Source organism: Enterococcus canintestini (assembly GCF_001885735.1).
In the GTDB taxonomy this organism is placed as follows: Bacteria; Bacillota; Bacilli; order Lactobacillales; family Enterococcaceae; genus Enterococcus_C; species Enterococcus_C canintestini.
The window spans coordinates 44863-70577 of the sequence record NZ_JXKG01000014.1; the positions used below are offsets into that span (position 1 = coordinate 44863).

At 37.8% G+C, this 25715-nt stretch carries 24 protein-coding genes and 1 riboswitch; of the genes, 1 reads left to right on the top strand and 23 read right to left on the bottom strand.

All coding sequences use genetic code 11. The annotated features are described in order from the left end of the window. Window positions 1-4: 4 nt before the first annotated feature. The 11 genes from rsmB to RU96_RS08985 form a co-directional block, all read right to left on the bottom strand. Window positions 5-1369, bottom strand: coding sequence for a 16S rRNA (cytosine(967)-C(5))-methyltransferase RsmB (rsmB, locus tag RU96_RS08935; RefSeq protein ID WP_084035483.1), 1365 nt, complete (start codon window positions 1367-1369; stop codon window positions 5-7). Next, window positions 1362-2306, bottom strand: coding sequence for a methionyl-tRNA formyltransferase (gene fmt, locus RU96_RS08940; RefSeq protein ID WP_071865192.1), 945 nt, complete (start codon window positions 2304-2306; stop codon window positions 1362-1364). Before fmt ends, rsmB begins: the two co-directional genes overlap by 8 nt. Continuing rightward, window positions 2299-2790 (bottom strand): peptide deformylase, encoded by a 492-nt coding sequence (gene def / locus RU96_RS08945; protein ID WP_071865193.1) that lies wholly within the window; start codon window positions 2788-2790, stop codon window positions 2299-2301. The genes fmt and def overlap by 8 nt, the downstream gene beginning before the upstream one ends. Before the next feature lie 71 nt (window positions 2791-2861). Further along, complete coding sequence (priA, locus tag RU96_RS08950) at window positions 2862-5267, bottom strand: primosomal protein N' (RefSeq protein WP_071865194.1); 2406 nt, start codon at window positions 5265-5267, stop codon at window positions 2862-2864. A 195-nt stretch (window positions 5268-5462) separates the two neighbouring features. Further along, window positions 5463-5768 (bottom strand): DNA-directed RNA polymerase subunit omega, encoded by a 306-nt coding sequence (gene rpoZ / locus RU96_RS08955; protein ID WP_071865195.1) that lies wholly within the window; start codon window positions 5766-5768, stop codon window positions 5463-5465. A gap of 5 nt (window positions 5769-5773) precedes the next feature. After that, complete coding sequence (gmk, locus tag RU96_RS08960; RefSeq protein WP_071865196.1) at window positions 5774-6388, bottom strand: guanylate kinase; 615 nt, start codon at window positions 6386-6388, stop codon at window positions 5774-5776. A 139-nt stretch (window positions 6389-6527) separates the two neighbouring features. Continuing rightward, window positions 6528-6809 (bottom strand): hypothetical protein, encoded by a 282-nt coding sequence (locus tag RU96_RS08965; protein ID WP_071865197.1) that lies wholly within the window; start codon window positions 6807-6809, stop codon window positions 6528-6530. A 38-nt stretch (window positions 6810-6847) separates the two neighbouring features. Next, complete coding sequence (locus tag RU96_RS08970) at window positions 6848-7732, bottom strand: YicC/YloC family endoribonuclease (protein WP_071865198.1); 885 nt, start codon at window positions 7730-7732, stop codon at window positions 6848-6850. A gap of 8 nt (window positions 7733-7740) precedes the next feature. Then, window positions 7741-7962 (bottom strand): YdbC family protein, encoded by a 222-nt coding sequence (locus tag RU96_RS08975; protein ID WP_071865199.1) that lies wholly within the window; start codon window positions 7960-7962, stop codon window positions 7741-7743. A gap of 87 nt (window positions 7963-8049) precedes the next feature. Then, entirely contained in the window at window positions 8050-9723 is a 1674-nt protein-coding gene (locus RU96_RS08980) for a patatin-like phospholipase family protein (RefSeq protein ID WP_071865200.1), read from the bottom strand. Window positions 9724-9894: 171 nt separating this feature from the next. Then, on the bottom strand, window positions 9895-10608 hold the full coding sequence (locus tag RU96_RS08985; protein WP_071865201.1) for a class A sortase: 714 nt from the start codon (window positions 10606-10608) through the stop codon (window positions 9895-9897). Between the two features lie 336 nt (window positions 10609-10944). Here RU96_RS08985 and RU96_RS08990 point away from each other — a divergent pair, with 336 nt between their 5' ends. Continuing rightward, entirely contained in the window at window positions 10945-11724 is a 780-nt protein-coding gene (locus RU96_RS08990; protein ID WP_071865202.1) for a hypothetical protein, read from the top strand. A 276-nt stretch (window positions 11725-12000) separates the two neighbouring features. Here the strand turns inward: RU96_RS08990 and thiT are convergent, their stop codons facing one another. The 12 genes from thiT to RU96_RS09055 all read right to left on the bottom strand — a co-directional run bounded on the left by thiT (window position 12001) and on the right by RU96_RS09055 (window position 25606). Then, window positions 12001-12603, bottom strand: coding sequence for an energy-coupled thiamine transporter ThiT (gene thiT / locus RU96_RS08995; protein WP_071865203.1), 603 nt, complete (start codon window positions 12601-12603; stop codon window positions 12001-12003). 90 nt (window positions 12604-12693) lie between these two features. After that, window positions 12694-12793: riboswitch (TPP riboswitch) on the bottom strand. A gap of 114 nt (window positions 12794-12907) precedes the next feature. After that, window positions 12908-13726 carry a hypothetical protein gene (locus RU96_RS09000; RefSeq protein WP_071865204.1) on the bottom strand — a complete coding sequence of 273 codons (819 nt, stop codon included), beginning with the start codon at window positions 13724-13726 and terminating at the stop codon, window positions 12908-12910. 387 nt (window positions 13727-14113) lie between these two features. Further along, window positions 14114-15091, bottom strand: a complete 978-nt coding sequence (locus RU96_RS09005) for a ribose-phosphate diphosphokinase (RefSeq protein ID WP_071865205.1) — start codon at window positions 15089-15091, stop codon at window positions 14114-14116. Window positions 15092-15339: 248 nt separating this feature from the next. Beyond that, window positions 15340-16713, bottom strand: a complete 1374-nt coding sequence (gene glmU / locus RU96_RS09010; protein ID WP_071865206.1) for a bifunctional UDP-N-acetylglucosamine diphosphorylase/glucosamine-1-phosphate N-acetyltransferase GlmU — start codon at window positions 16711-16713, stop codon at window positions 15340-15342. Window positions 16714-17128: 415 nt separating this feature from the next. Further along, window positions 17129-18133 (bottom strand): SIS domain-containing protein, encoded by a 1005-nt coding sequence (locus RU96_RS09020; protein ID WP_071865208.1) that lies wholly within the window; start codon window positions 18131-18133, stop codon window positions 17129-17131. Between the two features lie 23 nt (window positions 18134-18156). After that, a complete protein-coding gene (locus tag RU96_RS09025; RefSeq protein WP_071865209.1) occupies window positions 18157-19206 on the bottom strand; it encodes an SIS domain-containing protein in 1050 nt (349 codons plus the stop codon). A 12-nt stretch (window positions 19207-19218) separates the two neighbouring features. Then, window positions 19219-20040: a PTS system mannose/fructose/sorbose family transporter subunit IID gene (locus RU96_RS09030; protein WP_016173090.1), complete on the bottom strand. Its 822-nt coding sequence runs from the start codon at window positions 20038-20040 to the stop codon at window positions 19219-19221. Next, window positions 20024-20815 (bottom strand): PTS mannose/fructose/sorbose/N-acetylgalactosamine transporter subunit IIC, encoded by a 792-nt coding sequence (locus RU96_RS09035; RefSeq protein WP_071865210.1) that lies wholly within the window; start codon window positions 20813-20815, stop codon window positions 20024-20026. Before RU96_RS09035 ends, RU96_RS09030 begins: the two co-directional genes overlap by 17 nt. Before the next feature lie 18 nt (window positions 20816-20833). Continuing rightward, window positions 20834-21304, bottom strand: coding sequence for a PTS sugar transporter subunit IIB (locus tag RU96_RS09040; RefSeq protein WP_071865211.1), 471 nt, complete (start codon window positions 21302-21304; stop codon window positions 20834-20836). Window positions 21305-21320: 16 nt separating this feature from the next. Continuing rightward, on the bottom strand, window positions 21321-21740 hold the full coding sequence (locus RU96_RS09045) for a PTS sugar transporter subunit IIA (RefSeq protein ID WP_071865212.1): 420 nt from the start codon (window positions 21738-21740) through the stop codon (window positions 21321-21323). 74 nt (window positions 21741-21814) lie between these two features. Beyond that, on the bottom strand, window positions 21815-24586 hold the full coding sequence (locus RU96_RS09050; RefSeq protein ID WP_211269907.1) for a sigma-54-dependent transcriptional regulator: 2772 nt from the start codon (window positions 24584-24586) through the stop codon (window positions 21815-21817). Between the two features lie 144 nt (window positions 24587-24730). Further along, on the bottom strand, window positions 24731-25606 hold the full coding sequence (locus tag RU96_RS09055; RefSeq protein WP_071865214.1) for an alpha/beta fold hydrolase: 876 nt from the start codon (window positions 25604-25606) through the stop codon (window positions 24731-24733). Between the last annotated feature and the right edge of the window lie 109 nt (window positions 25607-25715).

Below are 25715 nucleotides of genomic sequence, written 5' to 3' on the forward strand. Positions count from 1 at the left end.
CACCTCATTTTTCCTTTTTCAGACAACTAATAAAAAAGCCGTCAGTCATAAAGTCCTGTGGATATAATGTCAACATCTCATCTACTAGTTTACTTGTGATTAATTCATTTGCAATCACTGGCACCAATTTAAACTCTGGATGATCTTGTAAAAAGCTTTCTACTACATCTTGATTTTCTTCTTTCAAAATCGTACAAGTACTGTAAATGAGTAAGCCACCAGGTTTTAATGTTTGTGCCACACTGTCGAGAATTTCTCTTTGAATCGTCGGCAAACGGGTAAAATCACTGGCTTGTTTTTGATACTTAATATCTGGTTTACGCCGCATTAATCCTAAACCTGAACAAGGAGCATCGACTAAGATACGATCAAAAGAAGCCGGCGCAAATTCCTCATGGGCTTCTCTTGCATCTAATTGTTGCGTAGTGACTACATCTTCTACTCTTAGACGAGCAGCGTTTTCTTTAATAAGTTGGACTTTTTGTTGATGAATATCTAGTGCGGTGACTTTTCCACCGGCTGCTGCATCAAGAAAAGTCGCAATGTGGGTTGTTTTCCCACCAGGAGCTGCACAGGCATCTAACACTTTCATTCCTTTTTCAACTTGCAAGGCCGGTGCCACTAACATCGAACTTTCGTCTTGGACTGTTAATACACCATAACGGAAAAGCTGGCTACCAGCTAAAAAGCCTTTTTTTGCAACAATCCCAAAAGGTGAAACGATACTTTTTTCGGCTTCTATCCCATCTTCTGATAAAGTTGCAATCGCTTCTTCGCGGGTTACACTTCGCAAGTCTACCCGCGCTGAAACATGACTGACTTCAAAAAGAGACAAGCCAAGTTTTAGAGTTTGTTCGCTACCAATTTGTTGCACAAATTTTTCTGTCAACCAGACAGGCATACTAATTTCTGTTGCCAAACGTTCCAGCGGATCTGCAATTTCTGTAACCGCCGGGACACCTTTTCGTTGTACGTTGCGCAAAACGCCATTGACGAATTTGCTAATTCCGATATTTCCTCTAACTTTAGCGATTTCTGTCGCTTCATTTAAAATTGCATGAGCGGGTACTTTATCCAAATAAAGCAGTTGAAATAAAGAAAGGCGTAACAACAAGCGGACCCACGTATCAACTTTTTTTGCCCCTTTTAAAAATGGTGACAAATAATAATCAAGTAATAGCTGACGAGAAATCGTGCCGTACACCAGACCGGTTAAAAGGCGAGCATCTTTATCAGAAAGCTGACCTTTTAAAATAGCATCATTAATTAATAGATTGGAATACGCGCCGCCTTTTTCCACTCGTTCTAGCGCGTGTAATGCGACATAACGAACCGATTTTTTCATGGATTTGGGTATTTTATTACTCACCTAATTTTTCTCCTTGTACTACGTTTTGTCCTACCCCATTTAAAAAGGCCTGAATTTCTTGTTTGCCTTTGCCGGCAGGTTGTAATTCATTAAGCGCTAAAACAGTCTGTTGACCACAAGCAACAAGTAATTCGTGTTTATCTTTTTTGATAATTGTTCCAGGTGTTGCATCTGTCGTTTCAGCTAGTGGGGTCACATCCCAAATTTTAAAACGGACACCACGATACGTTGTAAAAGCAATTGGCCACGGGCGCATGCCCCGCACTTGATTATCAATTTGAACAGCCGTTTTTTGCCAATCAATCGCTTCTTGTTCCCGAGTAATATTGGGTGAGAAAGTCACTTTGGCTTCATCTTGCGGTGTTTTTTCTAGCGCACCATTAATTAATGCTGGTAGAGTGTCTAATAGCAACCCTTTTCCCAGTAAGCTCAATTTTTCAAACATGGTACCAACATCATCCGTTTTTGTAATTGGAATTTCTGCTTGGTTATATATGGCACCGGCATCCATTTTTTTAATCATTTCCATAATCGTAACACCCGTTTTGTCCTCGCCATTCATAATGGCATAATGAACAGGAGCGCCACCGCGATATTTTGGTAATAATGAAGCGTGGACGTTAATGGCACCAAGTCGCGGAATTTGTAGTAATTTTTCTGGTAAAAACTGACCAAATGCCGCTGTTACAATTAAATCTGGCGCAAGTTCCGCAATTTTTGCCATTTCAGGTGAGCCGCTAATTTTTTCTGGTTGTAAAACTAATAAATCATGTTTTAAAGCGGCAACTTTTACCGGTGGTGGTGTGATTACGCGTTTACGTCCGACTGGTCGATCTGGTTGGGTTACTACAGCTTGAACCTGATAGCCGGCTTCTAATAATCCTTCTAAAATCGGAACTGAAAAAGCAGGTGTTCCCATAAAAACTATTTTAGTCATCTTCATGCGCCTCCATATATGCTTCTAAGTCTTCTTCTTTAATGTAATCAATAACTTTATCGGTAAATAAGATGCCGTGTAAATGGTCGATTTCATGTTGAATCGCCCGTGAAAGATAGCCATCTGCTTCTACTTCCAACTCGTCACCTTCCCGATCATAAAACCGAACTGTAATCAAATCCGCTCTTTTGACGGTACCATAGACATGCGGGATACTCAAACATCCTTCAACATCAATTGTACTACCTTTTTGGGCAATGATTTTGGGATTGATCATTTCAAATCGTTCTGCTTCTTCTAATTCAACAATCGCCACTTGCAGATTTTTTCCTATTTGGGGGGCTGCGATACCGATGCCATCATGTACCACCATGGTTTCATGCATTTTGTCTAACATCATCACCAAATCATCGGTAATTTCTGAAACTGCTTTATTTTCTTGGCGTAAGCGGCGGTCTGGGTCTAATAAAATTGGATAAGGCATATTTACTCCTAACTTTTCTTGTAGTGTTTGAAGCTAAAAATTAACTTGAAACAAGCTACTGGCAATGGCAACTAAATAAAATTCAAAGGTTCATTATCAATGGACACATAAAGTCCTTTACGTTGATCAATTTGACTTTCGGTTAAAATTTGCGCTAGCAATGGTTTTAAAGCTGGTTCATGTTTATACTTAATAATAATTTGGTAATAATACCGATTTTTAATTCGCATGATTGCACTTGGTGTAGGCCCTAGCAGTAAAGCAGTCGGGCTTAATGCCGTTTGTAGCTGCCGTGCTAATTGAAAACTCTTTTGAGCTGCTTGTCTTTCTGTTTCATGACTTACTGTTAATTTAACGGTGAAATAATATGGCGGATAACCTGCCTCATGACGCATTTTCATCTCTTGTTGGTAAAAACGTTCATAGTCTTGGGACTTGGTTAAAGCAATCGCGTAATGTTCTGGATTAAACGTTTGAATAACTACTTCTCCTGTTTTTTGTCCGCGCCCAGCCCGTCCACTCACTTGCGTCAACAACTGAAAAGTACGCTCACTGGAACGAAAATCGGGTAAATTTAGCGCTGTATCAGCATTTAAGACCCCTACTAAGGTAATGTCAGGAAAATCCAGTCCTTTCGCAATCATTTGTGTCCCCAATAAAATATCCGCTTTCTTTTCTCCAAAAGCCGTTAGAATTTTTTCATGGGCTCCTTTTTTACGGGTCGTATCAACATCCATTCGTAAAATACGGGCCGCTGGTAATAATTCTTTTAATTCTGCTTCGACTTTTTGAGTACCTGTACCATAATAACTAATCTTTTTACTCCCGCATTCTGGACATTTTTGCGGAATCTTTTCTTCATGGCCACAATAATGACAACGCATCGTTTTGGTATCCATGTGTAAAGTCAATGAAATATCACAATTAGGACAATCCAATACATAACCACAATGACGACACATCATAAAAGAAGAGTAGCCCCGCCGATTTAACAGTAAGACAATTTGCTCGCCTTTTGCTAAGCGGTCACGCATTTTTTCTTGGAGGCTTTTAGAAAATGAAGTCATATTGCCTTGGCTATATTCATCTTTTAAATCAACAATTTCAACTGTTGGCAACTGCGCGTTGGGATTAGCACGTTGATTTAACGGCAAAAGCGTATAAACGTTTTTTTGCGCCCGCGCCCGTGACTCTAAAGAAGGCGTTGCACTACCTAAAACAATCGGGCAGTGATGGTAACGACTACGCCAAATAGCTAAGTCCCGTGCGTGATAACGAGGGGCTTCTTCTTGTTTATAAGTCGCCTCGTGTTCTTCATCGACAATAATTAAACCGATATTTTCTAATGGGGCAAAAATCGCAGAACGAGCGCCTACCACAACTTGCGCTTCTCCTCTTTCGATTTTACGCCATTCATCATAACGTTCTCCTTTTGACAGGCCGCTATGTAAAACCGCCACCGCATCACCTAAGCGACTTTTAAACCGTTCGACCATTTGCGGTGTTAATGCAATTTCAGGCACTAACATCATCGCGGTTTTATTATCGGCTAAAACTTGCTGAATAGCTTGTAAATAGACTTCTGTTTTACCACTACCGGTAATTCCTTCTAATAAAAAAGTCTGGGCTTTTTGTTGTTGGTAAGCTGCTAGAATTTTAGCAACTGCTGCGGCTTGTTCTTCATTTAAGACAAAATTGGTGGTGGTTTCAAATTCATGTTCTGCAAAGGGATCACGATAAGTTTCCGTTTCAAAAAGTTCAAGCCAGCCATCTTTTGCCCCTTGATTCAAGTGAGCGGTGGTAATGCCCAATTCAGTAAAATACTTTACCGGTAAGGCTTCTTTTTGTTGGGCTAAAATTTCTAATAACTGCGCTTTGCGTAACGCTCCTTTGCGCAAAGTATCGCGGATTTGCGCTACTTTATCTTCAGTCATTAAAGAGTTGACCATCCGGATAGTTTTCACCCGATTTTTATTATGAACTTCATAACGAATATCGACTAACTTTTCTTGGCGTAACTTCATTAATTGGGGTAACACGCCATTTTTTTGCGCTTCATCATAATCAAGCTCCCCATTTGCTGGAAAATAGTCTGCGGCTACGCTTTTTTCATCCAACAATAAAATCGTCTTTTTGTATTCTGCTTTCATCACACTTGGGAGCATTGTTTGCAGGCAGGTAATTTTAAAAGCATAGGTTGTTTCTTTCATATAGTCAGCTAAAGCGAGTAATTCTTCGTTTAAAACAGGGGCAATATCTAAAACGCGAATGAGTGATTTTAAACGTGGGTCTAGGGTAGTGGTTTCACTTAAACCGACTACAAACCCTTGGATATGTCGATTACCATTACCAAAAGGGACTTCAACACGCATCCCTTTTTTTACCAAAGATTGCAAATTTTCCGGAATCAAGTAGGTAAATGGCTGATCGGTTTGCATTGTCGGTACATCGACAATAACTTCTGCTAGAGGATACATGTTTCCCCCTCCTTCTTCGCTATATTCTACTAAAAATAAGAAATTTTGTCTGTTAAACAAAGGAAATTTTAAAATTATCTACTTTGATCTAAAATGAAACTGACAAAAAATGTGGCACATTGTGATAAATCACAACATGCCACATCTTGACTATAACTGGTTCAAAATCTGATTTTGGCTAAAATCAGTTTTATTTTATAGGTTTTGTTCTTCTCTGATTCGCGCTTCTAGTTCTTGTTGTTCACGTTTTTGAACCGCTTTGTTTTCTTCTTGTTCCATTTTTAAACGTGCCCGTTTGATTTCAGGATGCGGATCATTAATTAATGTTTCAGCATCGATTTCTTCTAACGCACGACCGACATTTTTGACAGAATCAAATTGATCTAATGTTGGTTTAGCGCCAGCATCTAATTCATGAGCCCGCTTAGCGGATAAGATAACTAAAGAATATTTTGAATTTACTCGGTCTAACAATGAGTCAATAGATGGGCGTAGCATCATTTTAACTACATCTCCTTTAACATTTTAATATATTTGCCGATCACACGATCGACTCTGAAGTGTTCACTTGCAATAATATCTTTGATGCGCTCCACGGCAAGAGGAACTTCATCATTCACTACCGCATAGTCATAAAGTGCCATCATCTCGATTTCTTCTCTGGCAACTTTCATTCGTTCTTCGATAATTTCAGCGGCATCTGTTCCGCGACCAACAATACGGGATTTTAGTTCTTGCAAATCCGGCGGTGTTAGGAAAATAAAAACGCCGTCAGGTACTTTTTCTTTTACTTGGCGGGCTCCTTGGACCTCAATTTCAAGAAAGACATCTTTGCCTTCATCTAATGTTTTATCCACATAAGAAAGTGGCGTACCATAGTAGTTGCCGACATATTCAGCATACTCCAACATCTGCCCAGCTTCGATTAGTTCTTCAAATTCTTCTCTGGTCCGAAAATAGTAATCGACCCCATCAACTTCTCCTTCGCGCATTGGACGGGTGGTCATCGAAATCGAATATTGAAAGTCATTATCATCACTTTCAAAAATCGCTTTACGCACAGTCCCCTTACCAACACCTGAAGGCCCTGATAATACAATTAATAAGCCTCGCTCTGACATACTGACGTCCTTTCACTTCTTGTTTGCTGGTCAACATTTTAACTTAAAATTTAACAGTGATTCTATTATAGATGCAAATGTCTAAAATTGCTACCTTTGAATGAAGAAAAAAAGATTGTCTTATAAACTTCAACTGTGGCTAAAAGCCCATATTAGATAATGTATTAACAATCGTTGTAAATTCATCTTTACGTTTTTGATTTGTATCGACTGGGTCTGCTACTTCTTCAACATCTGTTCTGGTGATAAATTTTCGTTCTAAAATGACATTTGTTTCATTGACCATTAGAAATAATTGATCGGCTGTAATTTTGACACAAGCATCTTCCCATGCGGCAAAAGGTGCCTTTTCAGAAGGAACCGCCCGTTTAATTACCGCCCGTCCTGATACTTCATGAAACGTAATATCGTAATATTTCATTTTACTCCATCCTTTCTAACAACCAATTTTGTGCTACTTTATTCTACATTTTGCACTTGTTCGCGAATTTTTTCAACGATTGTCTTCATTTGGACGACAAACTCCTTGATTTCAATCGCATTACTTTTAGAACCAATCGTATTTATTTCACGATTTATTTCCTGAATCAGAAAATCCAATTCCCGTCCCACCGCAGAATTTTTTTGTAAAATATCGGCAAATGTTTTTAAATGAATGAAAAGACGATCCAATTCCTCATTGATGTCACCCCGCTCAATCAAAAGCGCCATTTCGGTCAGGAGACGTTCTTGATCTACTTGCGCCCCTAGGTAGTCTTGCAATTTTTGTTCAAAACGTTCTTTAAATGTTTGCTCAAAAGTCGTATTGAATTTTTTTAATTGTGTCAATTGTTCTAAAAGCGCCTGTTCATTTTCTGTTAAGACCGCTAAAATCCCACTACCTTCTTGACTTCTGCTTTTGTTTAAAGCTAACGTCGCTTCACTGACTGCCTTTGTCACAAGAGTTTCCAATTGACTAGTGTCACTTTTCTCTTGTTTTACTTCGACATAATCTGGCACAGTGACAATTTGTTCTAAAACATTCGCAACAGCAAGCTCTGTTTCACCATAGCGGGCTGCAGCTTCTCTTTTTAATTCGGTAACGAGCTTGTCTACTAGCGGCCAGTGGATTACCACCTCTTTATTGGTATCAGCCAATTCATTAATGGTCACGAATACTTCAACGCGTCCTCTTTGGACCGTTTTTTTGATAGTTTGTCGAATCTTATTTTCCAACTCGTTAATTTGTTTTGGATTGCGAATTTGTAAATCCAAAAAACGATGATTCACACTTTTTATCTCGACTTCCACTTGATAATCACTATTTTCAGCGCTTGCCTTACCAAAACCGGTCATACTCTTCATCTGCTCACCTACTCCATCTCTTTTAAGGCTTTTTGTAATGCCGCAAATTCTTCGTTACTCAATGTGATGCCTTTGCCCATTTTTTCATGCTCTGGACCCCAATCTCTTAAGTCAAACTTAGGCGGACGACCATTCCAACTGACAATATTCAGTTCTTTGCGCCACCCTTTATCATTTTCTGATAAAACAGCTATTTCTTCTAAAATTTCATATGAAAATTCTTGTGCCATGCTTTTACCTCCAATTAGTTGCTTTTAATCAGCTATTTTTCTAAATAATGCAATTGTCTTTCACTTAAATAAATACGCTCTTTTGGCTCACTTTGTTTCTGTTTGCCACAAAAATTTACTAAACTCAGCTGCGACAAGACTCACAGCAAAATTTTCCCATAAAATTTGTGGCACTGTAAAAGATAATTGACTAACTTGTAAAAAAGAAAAGAAAAGGCGCGCATCAGACCACGCGAAAAGACGTTTTCGGTATAAGTTTAACCACTCTGCTACGGATAATGTAGCATTAAGCTCTTCTTTGTGTCCGCGACTAACTTCTTTTACTTGGGTAATAAACTCTTTTTTAGTAAAGATTTCTGTTGGTAAAATATCCGCCCAAACGCCGCTTAATTCAACCAGCGCCAGCCCTGCAACTTCAAATGCCACTTCTTTGCCATAAGTATGGCGCAATTTGCGCCAAAAAGCTTGCGATTTAATTAATTGCCATAAAGGATGTTGCTGTTGCCGTAATTGCTGGCAAAATTTACGCCAATAAATATTAAAGTCTGCTGTTTCTTCTGGTATAAATGTATACCAAAAACCTAGATAGCGGTTAAAATACTTCATTGTCTCCAAATATCCCAAGCGTAAATTGGTTTTCGAGCGCCCAGGATCAAAAACCAAAAAACTTCCCAATGTCCAAGGTGAGCTTAGGGGTAGCTGAACGACATTTTTTGGTAGACGATATTTTTTGGTCAAGCCGGGACCTTTGACATCGACTACAATACATTCAGTAGCGCCCTTTTTTACCGCCACATCAACAGGAACATTGTTGCGATAACCACCATCAATATAGAGTTTCCCAGCAATTTCTGTCGCTTTCATTGCCGGATAAAAAGAAGCCGAGGCACTCAACCACGAAATGGCAGTTGCTAAATCCTCTTTTTGAAAATGATAGATTTCTTCACTAAAATCTGGTAGCCGCGTGCTGCACACGTATAATGACACTGGACTTTGCAACATTTTTTCACCATCAAATGTCTGCGTCATTATTTGTTGGAGCGGCTTAGTGCTGGCCCCATTTTCTTTTAAAGCTGTCATCGTCAAAGAACGAATTTGACGTAACAATAAGCGCAAAGCGTGATTATCTGCCGCAGCAGCGGGAAATTGCAATACTTGATCGGTACTTAAATTTTCCCATAACTTACGTGCAGCCTTTTGATCATTTAATAAAATAAGGCCGCCATTTAGCGCACCGACAGAAGTGCCAGTGACGATTGAAAAGTTAATCTTCAATTCTTGCAACGCTTGCCAAACGCCAATTTGATAAGCTCCCCTTGCACCACCACCGCCCAATACGAGCGCGGTGTGATAGTGACACCTGCGACTAAAACTGTCTCCTACCTTTTGAAAAGCATTGTCTAACAGCCAATCACAAAGTGCCGTTGTTTTATTTTGGGAGCTAATTTCAAAGCGCAAGCCGGAAAAGAAATGCTGGCGACAAAAATTATCCAGTAGTTGTAGCATTTGTTTTTGACGAATATTGAGATCGTAATATAAAAAATTTTCCAGTACAAAAAAATTATCTGCTGCTAGTTTCCCAGCTAGATAAAGCGTCGTCTCCTCTTCATTGATCTGCCAGACTTGTTGGCTAGTAATTGCCTTTAACATCACCTTTTGCGCTTTGCTGTTACTGTTAAAAAAGGGCAGCCACTGCTGACTATTTTGAAAAGTCAATTTTGTTCCGATAAAATGAGAAGGATAGATTTTTGTAATGCGCACTTTTTCACCTCGTATCAGTAGTCTATACTTTTTTATCAGCTTAATTCCAGTATAACAAAACTTCCTCTGTCTTCTCCTTTTAAAACTAGTATCGTATGCTACTTTTCATAAAAAATAGACCATAAGTATTCTAGCCTTTCGTTGGCTGAAATGACTTATGATCTGATAGCATTAATACGTTTTTGATTGCAATAAAAAGGCATCCCGCATTTCTTTTGTCGCCTCATTTACTGGTGTTACTTCTTTTAACTCTCCTTGCACAATCGTCCGCGTGATTCCTTCAATTTCGCCACACGTAATCAAGGTCACCAATTTTTTTCCTTTGATGACATCTAAATATTGGACCTCTGTTGGTTGTACTCTGACAATAATTTTCGTTTCATAAGTGTAAATATTTTTTAAGTCGGTTAAATAAATCAAATCCCCTTTTTTGACCCGCTCCAATGGCGTAAAGAGCAGATCTGGTTCATAAGCGCGATGTGAAGCTAAAGCGTAATTACCTTCTCCCATTTTTTGATTGGGTTCTAAAGTGCCTGCTCCCCACAATAATGCTTCATTGGCCAAACCTTTAAAAATAGGCAGATTAATCCCCACTTTGGGAACCGCAACACCACCGATTGTCGGCAAATCTCGATTGGTGAATTGCGCTTTAAAAACCGCTTGGCTGCTGGAGGGAACAACCGCATCAAAATCAAAAGAAGCCGGCTTTTTTTGATTTTTTTCAATTTCAGCTGCTGTTACTTCTGAAACAGCATACTTTTCACTATTTTTTTCAATTAAAAAATTTTTGATCTGATTGTTAAACGTTAAGCCGAGTCCGACGAGTAGTAATAATAACAACATTATGTTAATGAGCCAGTTTTTAAAACGCGACTTTTTTTTCATGTTATTTTCTCCTTGATTTCAAAAATTTTCTTATCCATTTTCCGGTGCAACTTTTGTCTTTTTATTTCATTATCAAAAATTTTTTTTAAAAAATCGTTTTCTATAGTCATTTTAGCATATTTTAGCATTGTTTTATACTTTCCCACGCATTTCAATAAACCCACCATAAAAAATAGCCGATTTAGCTTCTTTTATGCCGAAAATTATTACAATTGGTTTGAGATAATTGCAAAAATGTGTTCTTGTTGTAACATAATTTTAAAAGAAAAGATACAAGCATTTTCGCAGCGTTTATTGTAAAATAACTTAAAGTGGGATAAAGGAGGATTGGGAAAAATGCCGGAAATGGTCTATGTACATATTGATACAACAAGCAATGCGATTTTAGCCCGGGGAATTACCCCGGCGGATTTTGTTCATGGCATTGTTCATTATCCAAGTAACTTACTGCTTTTAGACCCTTCCTCAAATTATGGCGAATTTGAAGCTCATACCGGTATGAAAATTATTCGAGGAAATGAAAAAGTCGATCGTTTTTTTGATGAAGTTCGCAAAGATAGAATTAACGAAGATTTAAAATGGATTGATTTTAGTGATGCTGCGATGTTAAAAGAACTGACCCCTTTAGAAATCTCAGAGTTATTGTATTTCGGTCATATGAAAACGCATTTACACTCGCCATTTTTTTATAAGTTACAAAATAATTTTGTCTTTTTTGATTTACAAGATGGCCTAACCCGAGTGTATTATCGTTACCTCGATGAGTTTTATCGCATTTTAGCAGATAAAATCACACAATCTGCTTTAGGTAAATTGAATGATCGTCGTAGCTTTTTTAGAAAAACCACACCTGTTGAAAAATTGGATTTAGCCCTTTTAAAAGAGATGAAGGCTCTTTTTCAAGAAGGAATTATTTTTTGTCTGAAAAATAGTGAAATAGTAAATAAAGAGTTTCATCTGCCCATTTATTTAGTAGAAGAAAGTGGCTTACGCCAAAGCGTAACTTTGGGCTATGATAAACCAGAAATGCTCGTTGCCACGCTTATCTACAATAAAGCAGAGCGACGCTGGCATGTAGAATATGAAGATAACGATTTATTATTTATGCCAAATTAAAAGAGGTTGTGACAAAAGCGACCAGTTTCAAGAAATAAGACGGAATTTCCGAAAATTGTTTTTCAAATTTGGGGGAATTTCGTCTTATTTCCGAAGAAGCTGCTTCTGTCATACCGTTTATTCGGAAAAAGAGCTGTGACAAAAATTTGTCACAGCTCTTTTTCCAAAAATAAACGATTGTGCTAGAAATAGATTCTGGCACAATCGGTTTTTTCTATTCACAAGTAGACTATTGCCTGATTACTTAAACCACACACAACATCTGTTTAATTTTTACTATTTTGATTTTACAGGTGAGCTAAAATGGCTGCGTTTTGGGATAAATAATTGTGGTGCTACTTTAACTAAAATTCCTAATACCACCGCTACATAAATCGCGTTAGCTAAAGCTGAAGCACCATTAAAGACAAAAGAGTAAAGGTAAGGGTTCATTCCTTCTGGTGCATAAGCTCCCCAAACGAAAACACCCGCCCAAAAGTGCCAAAACCAGCGAGCTAAAGCGGCAACAACGCCACCTAAAGCAATATAATAAACCGTCATATTGCTATGGGTATGAATAGCGTGTTGAATTTTTTTGGCAAATAATCCCCCAAAACCACCAAAAGCAAAAGCAAAAGGATATTCAAAAATAATTTGTGGCACTGAAACAAAATTTTTCATAGCAGTTCCCACTACGATACTTAATAAGCCCCAAACAAAACCTGCTGTTAACCCTGGAACAAAGCCCCGTCTATAAGAATATAAAACTAGTGGTACCATTCCCAAAGATAAATCAAATGCTGAGTTTGCCGTTTGCACCGGAATAAACGATAGTGCCATTGCCGCAGCAGCTATCACTGTACCTTCCACCCAAACTTGTAATTCCATTTTTTTTGCCATAAAAAAATCCTCCTTTAGAACCGTCACGAAAAAAGCAGACAGCAGGCAAAACACCGCCGACTTTTATAACAGGACAAAGGAGAAGTATCACTTCAGACTTGTCACAATTCCTACGCTCGAATGATCGATACAGGTACGAAGGGTTTAGTAGTCTACAATCTCAGCCAAAACGGCTCCCCTTTGTGAACGAGTTCTATTTTATTTTTTTAACGGCCTTAGCATAACATATTTTTTATTATTTGTGGAACTTTTAAGATTGAATTTTTCCTTTTTAAGTGAGATTTCTGCTTAATTCACTAACTTTTTAACGAGAATAATATTCCCCACTACTTGGAACAACGACAATTTCTTTTTCCTGTCCATTTACTGGTTTATCCACAGTAAAAACGAAGACTTTTTCATTATTCACAGTTTCTGTGCGCCCTGTTAATTCCGCTGCTAATAAATTGTAAGATTTTTCCACAGCCGCTTGAGCAGTTGCAAGGGTTGTGACGGGTACTGTGAATAACTTGGTACTCGCTAAACCATAAGGCGTCATCCGTTGCCCAAATTTACTGGCATCTTGTAATACAGCTGCCGTTTTTTTTGCATCATACTGTACCGTCGCGGATACAAAAGGTACTTGTGCCGCCTTTAGATCTACCTCCCATACACCTTTTTTAACTTGGCGCATCGTCAAAAAGGCCCGTTCATACGTCGTCCAGTTGCGCCCACTTAATTTCACCGTTTGTAAATCGATCTGTTCAAACTTCCCATTCCCAATAATTCCAGTACCTTCTGCATCTGCTAATAATACATTATTTTGTGTTGGCGCAGTTGGATTGAGGGCGTCTTTTATTTGCAGTAAATTAAAGTTCATTTGAAAATCAACTTCTTTATTATCCGCTGTTTTCGCTTTACCGGAAAAAACTTTGTGACTTAAATTATCCGCTGAAAACTTAAGCGGATTTTCAGATGTCACCGTAGTAGTCTCTGTTTTAGCTTGCTCACTAGTCCCATTTTTTTCTTTTGCCTGCTCTTTTGCAATACTAGTAATGGTTTCTTTTGCTTCATCAACTTTTTGACAACCCGTCATACCGATTACTAAAAACAATAAACCAAGTAATTTTATGTATTTATTCATAACAATCCTTTATCCTTTTTAATTTCATTTTAACATAACTAGAAAAGTAAAATGAACATGATCAGCTCTCGAGCAATAAGACGAAATCGGAATAAATTGTTTCTTTAATTTCTTACGATTTTGGCTTATTGCCGTAGAGAGCTTGCTTATTTTGCTAGACACATAGAAAAGCAAAATGAACGGGGTTAGCTCTCGAGCAATCTTTACAAGAGGTTGTGACAAAAGCGGCCAGCTTCTTTAGAAATAGGCGGTGTGACAAGACTTTTGTCACTCCAGCTCTTTTTCACTTTGAAATATACATCCGCCTGATAAAAAAACTCCTACCTAGCTGGAGCAATTTGTAAAAGCTAACTTTTCAAATTACACCATTTCGGTAGGAGTTTTATTTTATTTTGTTGGTTGTTTTGTTTCAAACAATGGACTTACTGGTTTATTTTCATGAATGCGTTTGATGGCTTCTCCCATTAAAGGTCCAACAGAGATTTCATCAATTTTTGCAATGCGACGATCTGCCGGCAAGTTAATTGAATCAGTTACGACACAACGTTCAATCGCTGAATCTTGAATCCGTTGCATTGCTGGGCCAGATAAAACTGGATGTGTACAAGAAGCGTAAACACTTTTCGCACCGGCTTCTTTTAATGCATTTGCAGCTAACGTGATTGTACCCGCTGTATCAATCATGTCATCAATTAAAACGCAAATTTTACCTTCGACATGTCCAATAATGTTCATAACTTCAGCTACATTGGCTTTTGGACGGCGTTTGTCGATAATAGCGATTGGCGCTTTTAAAAATTCTGCTAATTTACGGGCACGAGTTACACCGCCGTGGTCAGGGGAAACGACAACAACATCGTCACCTGAAATTCCTTTTTCTAAGAAATAATTAGCAATTAATGGTGCTCCCATCAAATGATCCACTGGAATATCAAAGAATCCTTGAATTTGAGCCGCATGTAAATCAAGGGTTAAGACGCGGTGTGCACCGGCTTTTTGAATCATATTTGCAACTAATTTTGCAGTAATTGGTTCTCTTGAGCGTGCCTTTCTATCTTGACGCGCATAACCATAATAAGGCATTACCACGTTAATGGTTTTCGCACTAGCACGTTTTAAAGCATCAATCATAATTAATAATTCCATCAAGTTATCATTAACAGGACTTGATGTGGACTGAATGACATAAACGTGTGCACCCCGAATACTTTCTTCAATGTTGACTTGAATTTCGCCATCACTAAATTGGTTTACTGAGCATTTTCCTAATTCGACACCAACCGCCTCCGCGATTTTTTCCGCCAAAGGACGATTTGAATTCAAGGCAAAAATCTTCAATCTTGGATCGAAATAATGATTTGACATGAGAACCTCCGCTTTCTTCTGCAATTAAAACTACTTTGTCTGGTCTTCCTAGTAAATAGTAGACATTTTTGCTTAATAAATCAAGTAGGAAAGTGTTTTCAAAGTGAATTCTATGAGAAAACGACTTAGGAAAATCCAATTTCTTAAGTTAAAAATAAGGCACGATAAAAAATAACCGAACTATACCACTTTTCAATTAAGGATACGGCTCGGTTATTTTCTTTGAAATTTCCAACTAAAATTGAAATTTATTTATGATACGGAAGTTTTTTAGCATAATCTTCTTTGTTGACTTGACGCGCACGGGCAATTCCCATTGCATCTTTTGGTACATCTTGATTAATAGTAGAACCCGCTGCGATAAAGGCACCTTCACCGACGTTTACTGGTGCGACTAAATTAGAAGCCGATCCAATAAAGGCATTGTCGCCGACATTGGTGTGGTGTTTATTTTTACCATCATAATTGACAAACACTACGCCACAACCGACATTAATTTCTTTACCTAAAGTTGCATCCCCTACATACGTCAAGTGACCAACTTTAGTTCCTTCACCCACTTGGGCATTTTTGACTTCTACAAAATTACCGATGTGAGCAGTCGCTTTAATCTCAGCTTTTGGACGTAGATGGGCAAATGGGCCAATATCAACATTATCGTGTACCAAACTTTCTTCAATGCAAGATGATTTTACAATAACGTGATCTCCAATCGTACTATCAACAATTTCAGAGCCTGAAGTAATGACACATTCGCTGCCAATAACCGTTTTTCCTTTTAAATAGACGCCCGGTTCGATTACGGTTTCTGCGCCGATTTCAACGCCAGCATCAATATAAGTTGCTTCAGGATTAATAAAGCTTACTCCGTTAACCATATGTTGATGATTGATGCGATTACGCATAATTCGATTCGCCTCAGCTAAAGCCACGCGATCATTTACACCTAGAGATTCATCGAAATCTTCAGTTTGATAAGCGGCAACAATTTTGCCTTCTGATTTTAAAATTTCAATAATATCAGTTAAATAATATTCCCCTTGTGCATTATCTGTATTTAATTTTCCTAATGCGTCAAAAAGCAATTCATTATCAAAACAATATGTGCCGGTATTAATTTCTTTTACCCGTGCTTCTTCTAAAGAGGCATCTTTTTGTTCAACAATTTTTTCCACAATTCCCACATGGTCGCGGATAATGCGACCGTAGCCGGTTGGATTCGGTGCTTGTGCTGTTAAAATCGTAGCACTAGCGTTTTTACCTTGATGGTATTCAAATAAATTATTCAATGTTTCCGCTGTTAAAAGAGGTGTATCCCCACTAATAACAAGGGTCGTTCCCTTTTTGCCTTCTAAAAATCGGGCTGCTTGCATGACGGCATGGCCTGTACCAAGCTGTTCTGCTTGTAATGCATATTCGCTCCGATCACCTAATTGGTCTTTTACCATCTCTGCGCCATGGCCGACAATTGTAATGATTTCTTGTGGATGAGTTTCTTCTACCCGATTCATAATATGTTCTACCATCGGTTTTCCACAGACTGGGTGTAAAACTTTATATAGTTTTGATTTCATACGTGTGCCTTTACCGGCCGCTAAAATAATTCCGTAACGCGCTGTCATGTATTTCCCTCATTTCAAGTTTTTCGCTTCCGTTTTAGTTTATCCCAATCACCAGCTCATTTCAAGTAAATCAAGGAAAACCCATGTAGACCAATTTATACAACGCCTTATTCCCCCTGCCTTTAACAGCAGACTTATTTTTTATTAAGAGAAAAATTTTAAATTTTGCCCAAAATAGCTTTTTAACGCCTTTACTCTTTTCCCCATTTTCCACAAAAATTTTCGCAAAGAAAATTCCCGTAAAAAAGTTATCCACTGTGGAAAAGCTGCAAAATGCCTTCAACCTTTAGTATTAAGACAGAATTAGTCGAAATTGTTCTGCAAATTTCATCTAATTTCGACTTATTTAGACTCAGATAATCCCTGCTAGCTAAAAAAGCCCTGCTCGCCACAAGACGAGTAGGACTTAAAAATTTTAATAGTCAAATTGACGATAGTAGCGACGAATTTCTAGTGGATGACAATTTAATTTTTCCACATGTGCATCAATTCGTTGTGTTACACAATGCATCAACAAGAATGATAATACGCGTCCACGGTATTTTTCACTAATTCCTTCAACCGCGTAGTCTTTTGAATCAATAAATGTATAGTTGCCACAAATACGTGGTAATAAGTTTTTCACCCGTTCTGCTAATGGACGTTGTTCGTCTTCCCCTAAGAAAAGTGTCACGGGTGTCGTTTCGTCGACAATTTCTAAAGTACCGTGTAAGAATTCTGCTGCGTGAATTGATTTTGAACGCAACCAGCTTTGTTCTTCCCAATAACACATGGCATAAGAGTACACAGCACCCCATTGATTGCCGGCACCAATAAAGTAATGCATTGCATCATGACGGTGTTTTTCCGCAAATGCTAAACCAAATGCATCGGCTTGTTTTTCTGCTTCCACTAAGCCCTTAGCTAAATGGGCATCTAGTTCTTGATAGTAATCTTCGTAATCGTCAAATTCACCATTATTTTTCATCAAGCGATCTGCTACCATAAAGAATTTAATTTGTTCTGTTCCTGGAGCTGGATAAGTGATGACATGATCACATTTTTCTGCTAACGGGCTATGTTCAGTGTCAATAAAACCGATTAAAGTTGCCCCTACTGTTTTAATTTCATCCACCGCTTTAACTACTTCTTGTGTTGTCCCAGTCACAGAAGATAAAATGACAATTGAATCTTTGGTTAAGCGTTTGTTGCCAGTTGTATAGTATTCTGCTGCATGTTGCACATAAGCAGGCAAATTACTTTTACCATTGATATAAGTTACAGCTTGCATTGCAGACGCATAAGTTCCGCCAATTCCTAAATAATAAATATTGTCAAAACCTTTTTCCCATACACTGTCGATAATTTTTTCTACTTCTGGGCGTAAGTCTAATGCACCTTGAATGTCATCAATTTGTTTTTGTTCGTTGAATTTTAACATTTTTCCACCTCTATTATTTACTTTTACACTTTACTTTTTAGTACTTGATCAAAATCATCAAAAATCCGCTGGCTTAAATCAATTCCTTTAGCTGTCGCAATCTTATAAGCTAAAATTTGAAATGGAATGACTAAGATTAAAGCTGTTACCAATTCATCACAATCTATAGCCAGACCTAACTCTGTTTCATCTTTTGCCTTAGCGGTCGTAACCGTCAGGCTTTGACCTACATAAGCACGCATATAATTTTTTAATGCTTGTGAGCGCGCTTCGTTGCTACTGTTTGTTTCAATAAAGAATAAAGTGTGCTCACTATTAGCTTCTAAATAAGGACCGTGCATGTAAGCTTCTAGTTCAAAACCTTGCGAAGGTTTGCGGACCGTTTCAGTAAATTTTGTTTCAAATTCCTTTGCAGTTCCCCAGTTTGGACCATAGCCAATGGCGATAAAGCGAGTTCCGAGTTTAAAAACCGCTTCGTGAACTTTAAAGAAATTGTTCGTTTTTTCAATCGTCTCAGGAATGGCTGTAATCACTTTTTTAAGCTGGTCTTGGTAATAATCCAACTGCGCTTGCGTTAGAGTTTGTTTATTGTGACCAATCGTTAACCCTAGTAAAAATAGTTGCAGTACAGTGGCGACGTACCCTTTTGTCACAAAACCAACTTTTTCAATTCCCATTTCAAGATCGATTACTTCATCTACCACCGTTGCAATCGGGCTAGTAACATCACTAGTTAAAGCTAATGTAAAGAGCCCTTCTTTTTTAAGTTTTGCTACAGCGTCAATTGTAGATGCACTCTTGCCACTTTGAGAAACTGCTAAAACAGCATCCACGCTATTTGAAATGCGACCATAGTGGTTGAAGTTATATGGTTCTTCAATCGTAATTGCGATATCGGCAAATTTTTCTAAAGTAACTTTAGCTGCTAAACAGGCGTTGTAAGAAGAACCTGTAGCCAAAATTAACAGATTGTCGATTTTTTCAAAGCCTGAAACTCTTTTTAAAGAAAAATTCGCTAAAATATTTTGCAATGTCGCTTCTTCTTCGTTGATGTAATCCAACATCGTTTCCATCCATTACACCTCCTAGAAAATGCCTACTAATGAACCTAAGATTCCTACCACAGCTAAGCCTAAAAGAATCGTTAATGGCTTCACTTCTTTTTTCAACAGATAGAATACTGCGCCAAAAACACCTAAGCACAAAATTTTCGGTACAATATCATCAAAAATACTTTGGACGGTGACGGCATTTTCACCTGAACCGATTTTCATTGGCAAATTAATATCGATCATCGTTGCAGTCATGCCGCCAACTACCATCAATCCGATAATGGAAGCGCCTAAAGTTAAACTTTCCATCATTCCATTTTCTTGAATTTTCTTTAGAAAGCCCGTCCCTAATTTATAACCCCAGCTAGTTGCCAAGTAGCGGAATAAAATATGCGGAATATTGAAAATCAACAAGAATAAAATCGGGCCTAAAATATTTCCTTGTAATGCTAGAGAAGTTCCTACACCTGTGGCAATCAGACGTAATGTGCCCCAGAAAAATGAATCCCCAATCCCAGCTAAAGGTCCCATTAATGATGTTTTAATACTGTCAATTGCTGAAGTATCAAAATCAGGATCATTGACATTTTCTTCTTCCATTGCCGCATTAATCCCCAAAATTAAGGTCACAATATGTGGGGTCGTATTGAAAAACTCTAAATGACGTTTCAGCGCATCGGCCATTTGCTCTTTAGTTTGATATAATTTTTTTAAAATCGGAATCATCGCGTAAGCATACGCCATATTCATCTGACGTTCATAGTTCCATGAAAATTCCATTTGAAACGAGCGCCAAAATACTTTGCTTAAATCTTTTTTAGTGATTTTTAAATCGGTATTAGAAGTCTTCGTCATCATCAACTACCTCCCCTGTAGTGGCTTGAACTTGTGGACCTTGGTTGCTACGCACATTCATCAAATTGACTACGACAACTGCAACAATCGCACCAAAAATGGCAATACCTGTCACAGGAATTTCTAAATAAGCTGCTAATGCAAAACCTAAGAAGAAGTATGGTGCCACTTTTTTATTAATTAATAAACGAGCTAACATTGCAAAACCTAGGGCTGGAATTAAACCAGTTGCAACGGATAAACCATGTTGGACAAATTCTGGAATCATCGCCAGTAAATTCCCAATTGTTTTACTTCCTACCATAAAGGAAATCATCACGATTAATCCAAGCATTAAAGATAAACCAAAACCTGCGCATAAATGCATTCGCTCAACGCCTTTATAATTTCCTTCAGCAGCATAATCATCGGCTTTGTGGTTCATAATTGGAATTAAAAGTCCCAAGTAAATATTTTTCAAAATCAAAGTTAATGTTGCAATCGGTAAACCAAGTAATAATGCAGTTTCTGTCCCTGCTCCTGCGGTAATCGCAAAAGCCGTTCCTAAGATACCACCGGTCACAACATCAGGTGGAATAGAAGCCCCCACTGAAAATGAACCAATAAATGCTAATTCAAGAGTCGCCCCCATAATAATGCCGGTCTTTACATCCCCTAAAACGATGCCGGTAAATAATCCTGTCACAATTGGTCGGGACAAAAGTGAAGTTCCTAATGCATATTCTGATTGTGCAATAAAAGCGACAATGCCTAATAAAATTGCTTGGACAATCATGTTTTCACTACCTTTCTTTTACAAAACTTCTGTAACGTTTACCTTTTTGTCATTTGGTACTTGGCGAATTTCGACTTCTACACCTTGGGCGACTAATTTTTTCAAAAGCTCTTCTTCTTCAGGCAATACGTTGACTGCTTTGCCAATACTACGGGTTCCTTCTTTGACCTTAGTTCCCCCTAAATTAATTTTTTTAATCTCAGGATAAGCTTCGGCTAATTTGTAAGCATCGCCAATTGATTCAACTACAATGAATAGTTTGTATTTATCGGTCACACCGCTTTGTAAAGCGGCAATAGAATCAGCAATATTTTTAATTACCAATTTCACGCCTTGTGGCTTAGCTAATTTAATCGTTGTTTTACGAACCTCATTATTTGGTACATCATCATTGGCAATTAAAATACAGTCTGCTCCTAAACTTTGGGTCCAAGAAAAAGCAACTTGGCCGTGTAATAAGCGGTGGTCAACGCGGGTTAAAATAATCATCTTTCTTCTCTCCTCTTTAAAAATCTTCTTCTACTACTGTTGTTTGATACGTTAAATTACAAAACTGAATAGCTTCTTTTGAGCTGTCTAAAACACTTGTAATCGTTGTTTTTAATTCCGGTACAACGGTAAACTGCGTTGCAAATTCAATTAGAAATGGTAAATTCATCCCGGCTACTAAGTAAAAATGCTCGCGATTAATGTAGCGTAAGAATTCGTTATTCACGCTACCACCAAACAAGTCTGTCACGACGACGACTTCTGCACCTTCATTTTGCTGCATTAGTTCATCGACAGCTTTTGTCAAATCGAAGTCTTCTGTTATGTAACAATCTAAAGTCGTTATATTGTCATTTTTGCCACAGATTAATTCCAACGAGCTTAAAATACCCGAAGCAAATTTTCCGTGGGAAGCTAAAATCATTTTTCTTTCCATTTCCTTCACCTCATTTCCTACACCAAAATAAAAGCAAGTTGCGTGCCAACTTTAGTGGCAGCAACTTGCTTTTATTAAAAATCTTCATCAATTGGCGTATTGTCAACCTTTTGATAAACAATGTCATAAATGTAAGCAATTTCTGAATCAGGGATTTTGACACTGTAATCGTTTTCTATGACACTAAATGCATTCTTAATGGCAACCAAGGCTAGTTTTTGACACTGGTATAATGTTTCATAACCAGCATAGGTATCAATCGGAATATTGCGAATAAGGCGCTCAATTAAACAACTGACATGAACATACAGCGCTAATTTTTTGGCGTTACTAATAACGACCCCACTATTGGCTTCTAGTTCCCGCATAAAAATTTCGATTTCTCCCATTACTTTTTCGGTATCTAAAATCGTCACAGAATCAATGACTTTTTCTAAAGAGAAATTACGAATGACGTTTGTATTAAACGTTGCATTTTCTAGCGGGGTTAAACAAGTACTTAACCATTCGGATAATAGCTGATTTTCATCACCAGAAATTAATTCTTCTAAAGATAGATAAGGAATGTCTGCAATCTCTGGGTCAGAAGTTCCGATAATACCTAAAACATCATACATCGAAAAAATCGTCTCATTTTTCTTTTGTTCTTTTAACACATCGTACTCATAAGGAAAAATTTTCAGTTCTACAGAAGCCGGCAGACTTTTTTCTAACAATTGACTAATATGGGTCGCCGTGCCAATTCCAGTTAAACAAGTAGTAATTAAGGCTTTCATTTTATTTTCTGCTGGATAGATGATTTCCCAATTCAGCGGTGTCTGTTGGGCCGCAGTTTCAATCATTTCTGCTAATGGCGCGGCCTTTTGTAAGTTTTCCCCGACGGCAATTGCTAAAGGCGTTGTGACATTATTCATAATGACAACAGGGGCGGTAATTTGTTTAGGGAAAAATTGATAAATTTCTTTTAATGACCCCATATCCACTAAAATGACTAAACCATTGGAAACATCATGATTCTCACTGTAATCCAAAATTTCTTCGGCAATTTGTTGGGGAGTGACATCTAGTGGCATATCAAAAGAAGCAAAGATATCTTTTGCTAAAAATCGATTGGCAACATTGGCAATACTACTGGCCGTGGCATAACCATGGGCCACAATAATACCTCTAGGGATCCCCAATTCTTTTTGCCAATCTGCCCGATTTAAATAAATTGTCAGCAAAATACAGTCCATCTCTGAAATCTCCAAATCCAATTTCGGTTGGCACAATTCCAGAAGCCGTTTGACGTATTGGTAGCTGGCTGCGTATTTGGTTGCTACTTGTTGTTCTAACTCTTTAATTAACCCTAAAATTGCCACATCTTCTGGGTACCACTTGCCTGCCCCTCGTTGGAACAAATAGTAACTAATCGCGTACACCGCATTGCCGTTAAATTTGATTTGATAGGCACTTTCCATTTGTTTAAAAGTTTCTCTAATATATTGGGTTAAATAAATCAGCATCTCTTGTTTTTGCTGGCGATCAGTTTCAAAGAGTAAAAAATCAAATAGTGTTTCAACTTCTTGTTTTAATTGCTCTTCACAAGCTGTCAGTTGCTGCTGTTTAGAAAACTCGGTGATAATCCGGTCAAAAGTTGCAATCACCCGTTGTTGTTGGGGATGATTTTTTTCTAAAAGTTGGGTAATCGTAGTATTTTCCGTGATTACCGTATCTTTTTGAATAATAGTTTGTAGATTTTCTGTTGCCGGTAATAGTAATTTTTCCGGTAATTGATAAATTGTCACTTTAATTTCTGGTGCTTGCTTTTGTTCGGCAAAAGCTTTTGCTACGGTGACCTTGACCGTATTTTTCAACTCCCCAATATTGCCTTTAAAGCTACTACTGGTAAGCAAAGTTAAGACTTGACCGCTAACTTTTAGTGGTCGTTTGATTTTTCTTACTTCACTTAATAAAAATGAATAAACCAATTCCAAGCGCTCATTGCGACTGCGGGCATTAATTGGTGGCAGTGTCACTTGAATGGGAATGCGGCGCATAAAAGTCGTTAAAAAACTACTTTCCAAATCTTCTGTCGTAGCAAAAAACAAGCGCGTTTTCACTTTAACCGGCTGATTTGTAGCCCCCATGGGATAAATGATACCTTGATCCAGATAAGTAAAGAGCTTTTCTTGTCCTTCTGCATTCAAGCGATGTACTTCATCTAAAAATAAAATCCCCTCATCTGCCGCTTCAAAAGCACCAATTTTATCACTGTCAGCACCAGTGTAAGCTCCTTTTACATGACCAAATAAATTACTCGTTAAAAGTTCTGGATTATTAGCATATTGAGCGCAATTTAGCGTAATTAGCGGCGCATCTTCTTTAATTAATTCATTTTCTAAACAATATTTATGAATTAGACGAACTAAAAAACTTTTGCCCGTGCCGCTTTCACCGGTGATTAAAGTTGGTAACCCATTGTCAGGGTAGTAAAGTGCGGTTTTGATCTGTTCGACAGCCCGACTTAAACTTTTATCATGGCCAATTAAAAGCGAAAATAAATCTTTTTGTTGTTCAAATAGCGGTTGCTCTTTTAAAATTTCTTCACTACTTTGGTAAAAATTATTCCGCAACAAGAAAAATTCTTTTTCAAAAGCTTCTTTATGAAAATAATAAACCGGTCGCGAATTAATTTTCACTAAAATTCCCGCTTCATTTAATTGATTTAGATAGTGGCTAATCGTATTACGTTTTACCGCAAAAATTTCGGCTAGTTTTTGGGCAGTAAAAACTTCACTTAAATGGTGAAGATCAATAAAAGCCGTCTGATTTTCTAAATATGTTACCAATTCTTCTTTCATCATTATCCCCACTTATTTTCTTTACTGTTGTTTTAAACGTTTTCAGTTTTAGCCACAATGTACCACAAAAAAAGACAGTAACTTAACTAGTTTCCGCCTTTTTTTAGTGAATATTAATAAAACGATATATAATGTTATGCAACTTCTCTATTCATTAAAAAATTGCAATAGTACGTCATAGACATCTTCTTTTTGGTACTCGTTTAATACTTCATGTTTCATCCCTGGCATCTCGACACTCTTAACATTGTGATAACCAATTTTATTTAGCGTAGCGATGGTATCGGCTAACCCTTTTTTACCACCTGTAATTTTTACATCTTCTGCACCCACCACACTTAGAATCGGCAATTGCGGATTTTGACATTGAAAAGCAGGGTAGTTTTTTAGCTGATAGTCCCCTTCCCAAATCGTCAGTAGGCTACGTACCGGATAAATCGGCACCATTTTTTCATCTTGCTGGCACTGTAAATTATTCACCGGATTATTACTTAGCCAATCATGCTCTACCCCCATATTGCCAGAAAGCCAGTTTAATAATTTGTTTTGTTTATCTTTTTCATTAAAGCGTAAAAATAGCTTACCCGCTACAATCCCTAAAGGAACAACAGGAACGTAATTTGCGGTCCCCGTTAATGCCACTTTAGCAATACGCGCATCATTTTTTTGTAAATAATTACGCGCAATGATCGAACCAAAAGAATGACCAAACAAATAAAGCGGTAAGTTAGGATATTTGGTTTGAATAAAGTCACTAATAATTTCTTGATCTTTAATTAACACAGGAAAACTTGCCATAATACCAAAAGGATCTGCCTTAGAAGTCGATTCGCCGTGGCCGCGATTGTCGGATAAAATCACGATAAAATGATGCGCTGCCAAAAATTTAGCAAAAGGCAAATAACGTTCCTTATACTCCAACGCACCATGAATAATTTGAATAATCGCTTTTGGCTGTGCTGCTGTCAAAACAACTAGATCCAACTTCGTTCCGTTATCGGTATTAATTTTATAGTACTCCATCTAAAAGCCAACTTTCTGTAGGTTAGTTATTTAAACTATACAAATAAAGTCTACTTTTGCCAAGCTGACAATAAGAAAAGCAAAATGTAGTGGGTAACTCTTTGGAAAA

Excerpts from the sequence above, each read along its gene's own strand:
- fmt (WP_071865192.1), bottom strand. The coding sequence starts at position 2,306 with ATGACTAAAATAGTTTTTATGGGAACACCTGCTTTTTCAGTTCCGATT.
- def (WP_071865193.1), bottom strand. The coding sequence starts at position 2,790 with ATGCCTTATCCAATTTTATTAGACCCAGACCGCCGCTTACGCCAAGAA.
- priA (WP_071865194.1), bottom strand. The coding sequence starts at position 5,267 with ATGTATCCTCTAGCAGAAGTTATTGTCGATGTACCGACAATGCAAACC.
- rpoZ (WP_071865195.1), bottom strand. The coding sequence starts at position 5,768 with ATGATGCTACGCCCATCTATTGACTCATTGTTAGACCGAGTAAATTCA.
- gmk (WP_071865196.1), bottom strand. The coding sequence starts at position 6,388 with ATGTCAGAGCGAGGCTTATTAATTGTATTATCAGGGCCTTCAGGTGTT.
- RU96_RS08965 (WP_071865197.1), bottom strand. The coding sequence starts at position 6,809 with ATGAAATATTACGATATTACGTTTCATGAAGTATCAGGACGGGCGGTA.
- RU96_RS08970 (WP_071865198.1), bottom strand. The coding sequence starts at position 7,732 with ATGAAGAGTATGACCGGTTTTGGTAAGGCAAGCGCTGAAAATAGTGAT.
- RU96_RS08975 (WP_071865199.1), bottom strand. The coding sequence starts at position 7,962 with ATGGCACAAGAATTTTCATATGAAATTTTAGAAGAAATAGCTGTTTTA.
- RU96_RS08985 (WP_071865201.1), bottom strand. The coding sequence starts at position 10,608 with ATGAAAAAAAAGTCGCGTTTTAAAAACTGGCTCATTAACATAATGTTG.
- RU96_RS08990 (WP_071865202.1), top strand. The coding sequence starts at position 10,945 with ATGCCGGAAATGGTCTATGTACATATTGATACAACAAGCAATGCGATT.
- thiT (WP_071865203.1), bottom strand. The coding sequence starts at position 12,603 with ATGGCAAAAAAAATGGAATTACAAGTTTGGGTGGAAGGTACAGTGATA.
- RU96_RS09000 (WP_071865204.1), bottom strand. The coding sequence starts at position 13,726 with ATGAATAAATACATAAAATTACTTGGTTTATTGTTTTTAGTAATCGGT.
- RU96_RS09005 (WP_071865205.1), bottom strand. The coding sequence starts at position 15,091 with ATGTCAAATCATTATTTCGATCCAAGATTGAAGATTTTTGCCTTGAAT.
- glmU (WP_071865206.1), bottom strand. The coding sequence starts at position 16,713 with ATGACAGCGCGTTACGGAATTATTTTAGCGGCCGGTAAAGGCACACGT.
- RU96_RS09020 (WP_071865208.1), bottom strand. The coding sequence starts at position 18,133 with ATGTTAAAATTCAACGAACAAAAACAAATTGATGACATTCAAGGTGCA.
- RU96_RS09025 (WP_071865209.1), bottom strand. The coding sequence starts at position 19,206 with ATGGAAACGATGTTGGATTACATCAACGAAGAAGAAGCGACATTGCAA.
- RU96_RS09030 (WP_016173090.1), bottom strand. The coding sequence starts at position 20,040 with ATGACGAAGACTTCTAATACCGATTTAAAAATCACTAAAAAAGATTTA.
- RU96_RS09035 (WP_071865210.1), bottom strand. The coding sequence starts at position 20,815 with ATGATTGTCCAAGCAATTTTATTAGGCATTGTCGCTTTTATTGCACAA.
- RU96_RS09040 (WP_071865211.1), bottom strand. The coding sequence starts at position 21,304 with ATGATTATTTTAACCCGCGTTGACCACCGCTTATTACACGGCCAAGTT.
- RU96_RS09045 (WP_071865212.1), bottom strand. The coding sequence starts at position 21,740 with ATGGAAAGAAAAATGATTTTAGCTTCCCACGGAAAATTTGCTTCGGGT.
- RU96_RS09050 (WP_211269907.1), bottom strand. The coding sequence starts at position 24,586 with ATGATGAAAGAAGAATTGGTAACATATTTAGAAAATCAGACGGCTTTT.
- RU96_RS09055 (WP_071865214.1), bottom strand. The coding sequence starts at position 25,606 with ATGGAGTACTATAAAATTAATACCGATAACGGAACGAAGTTGGATCTA.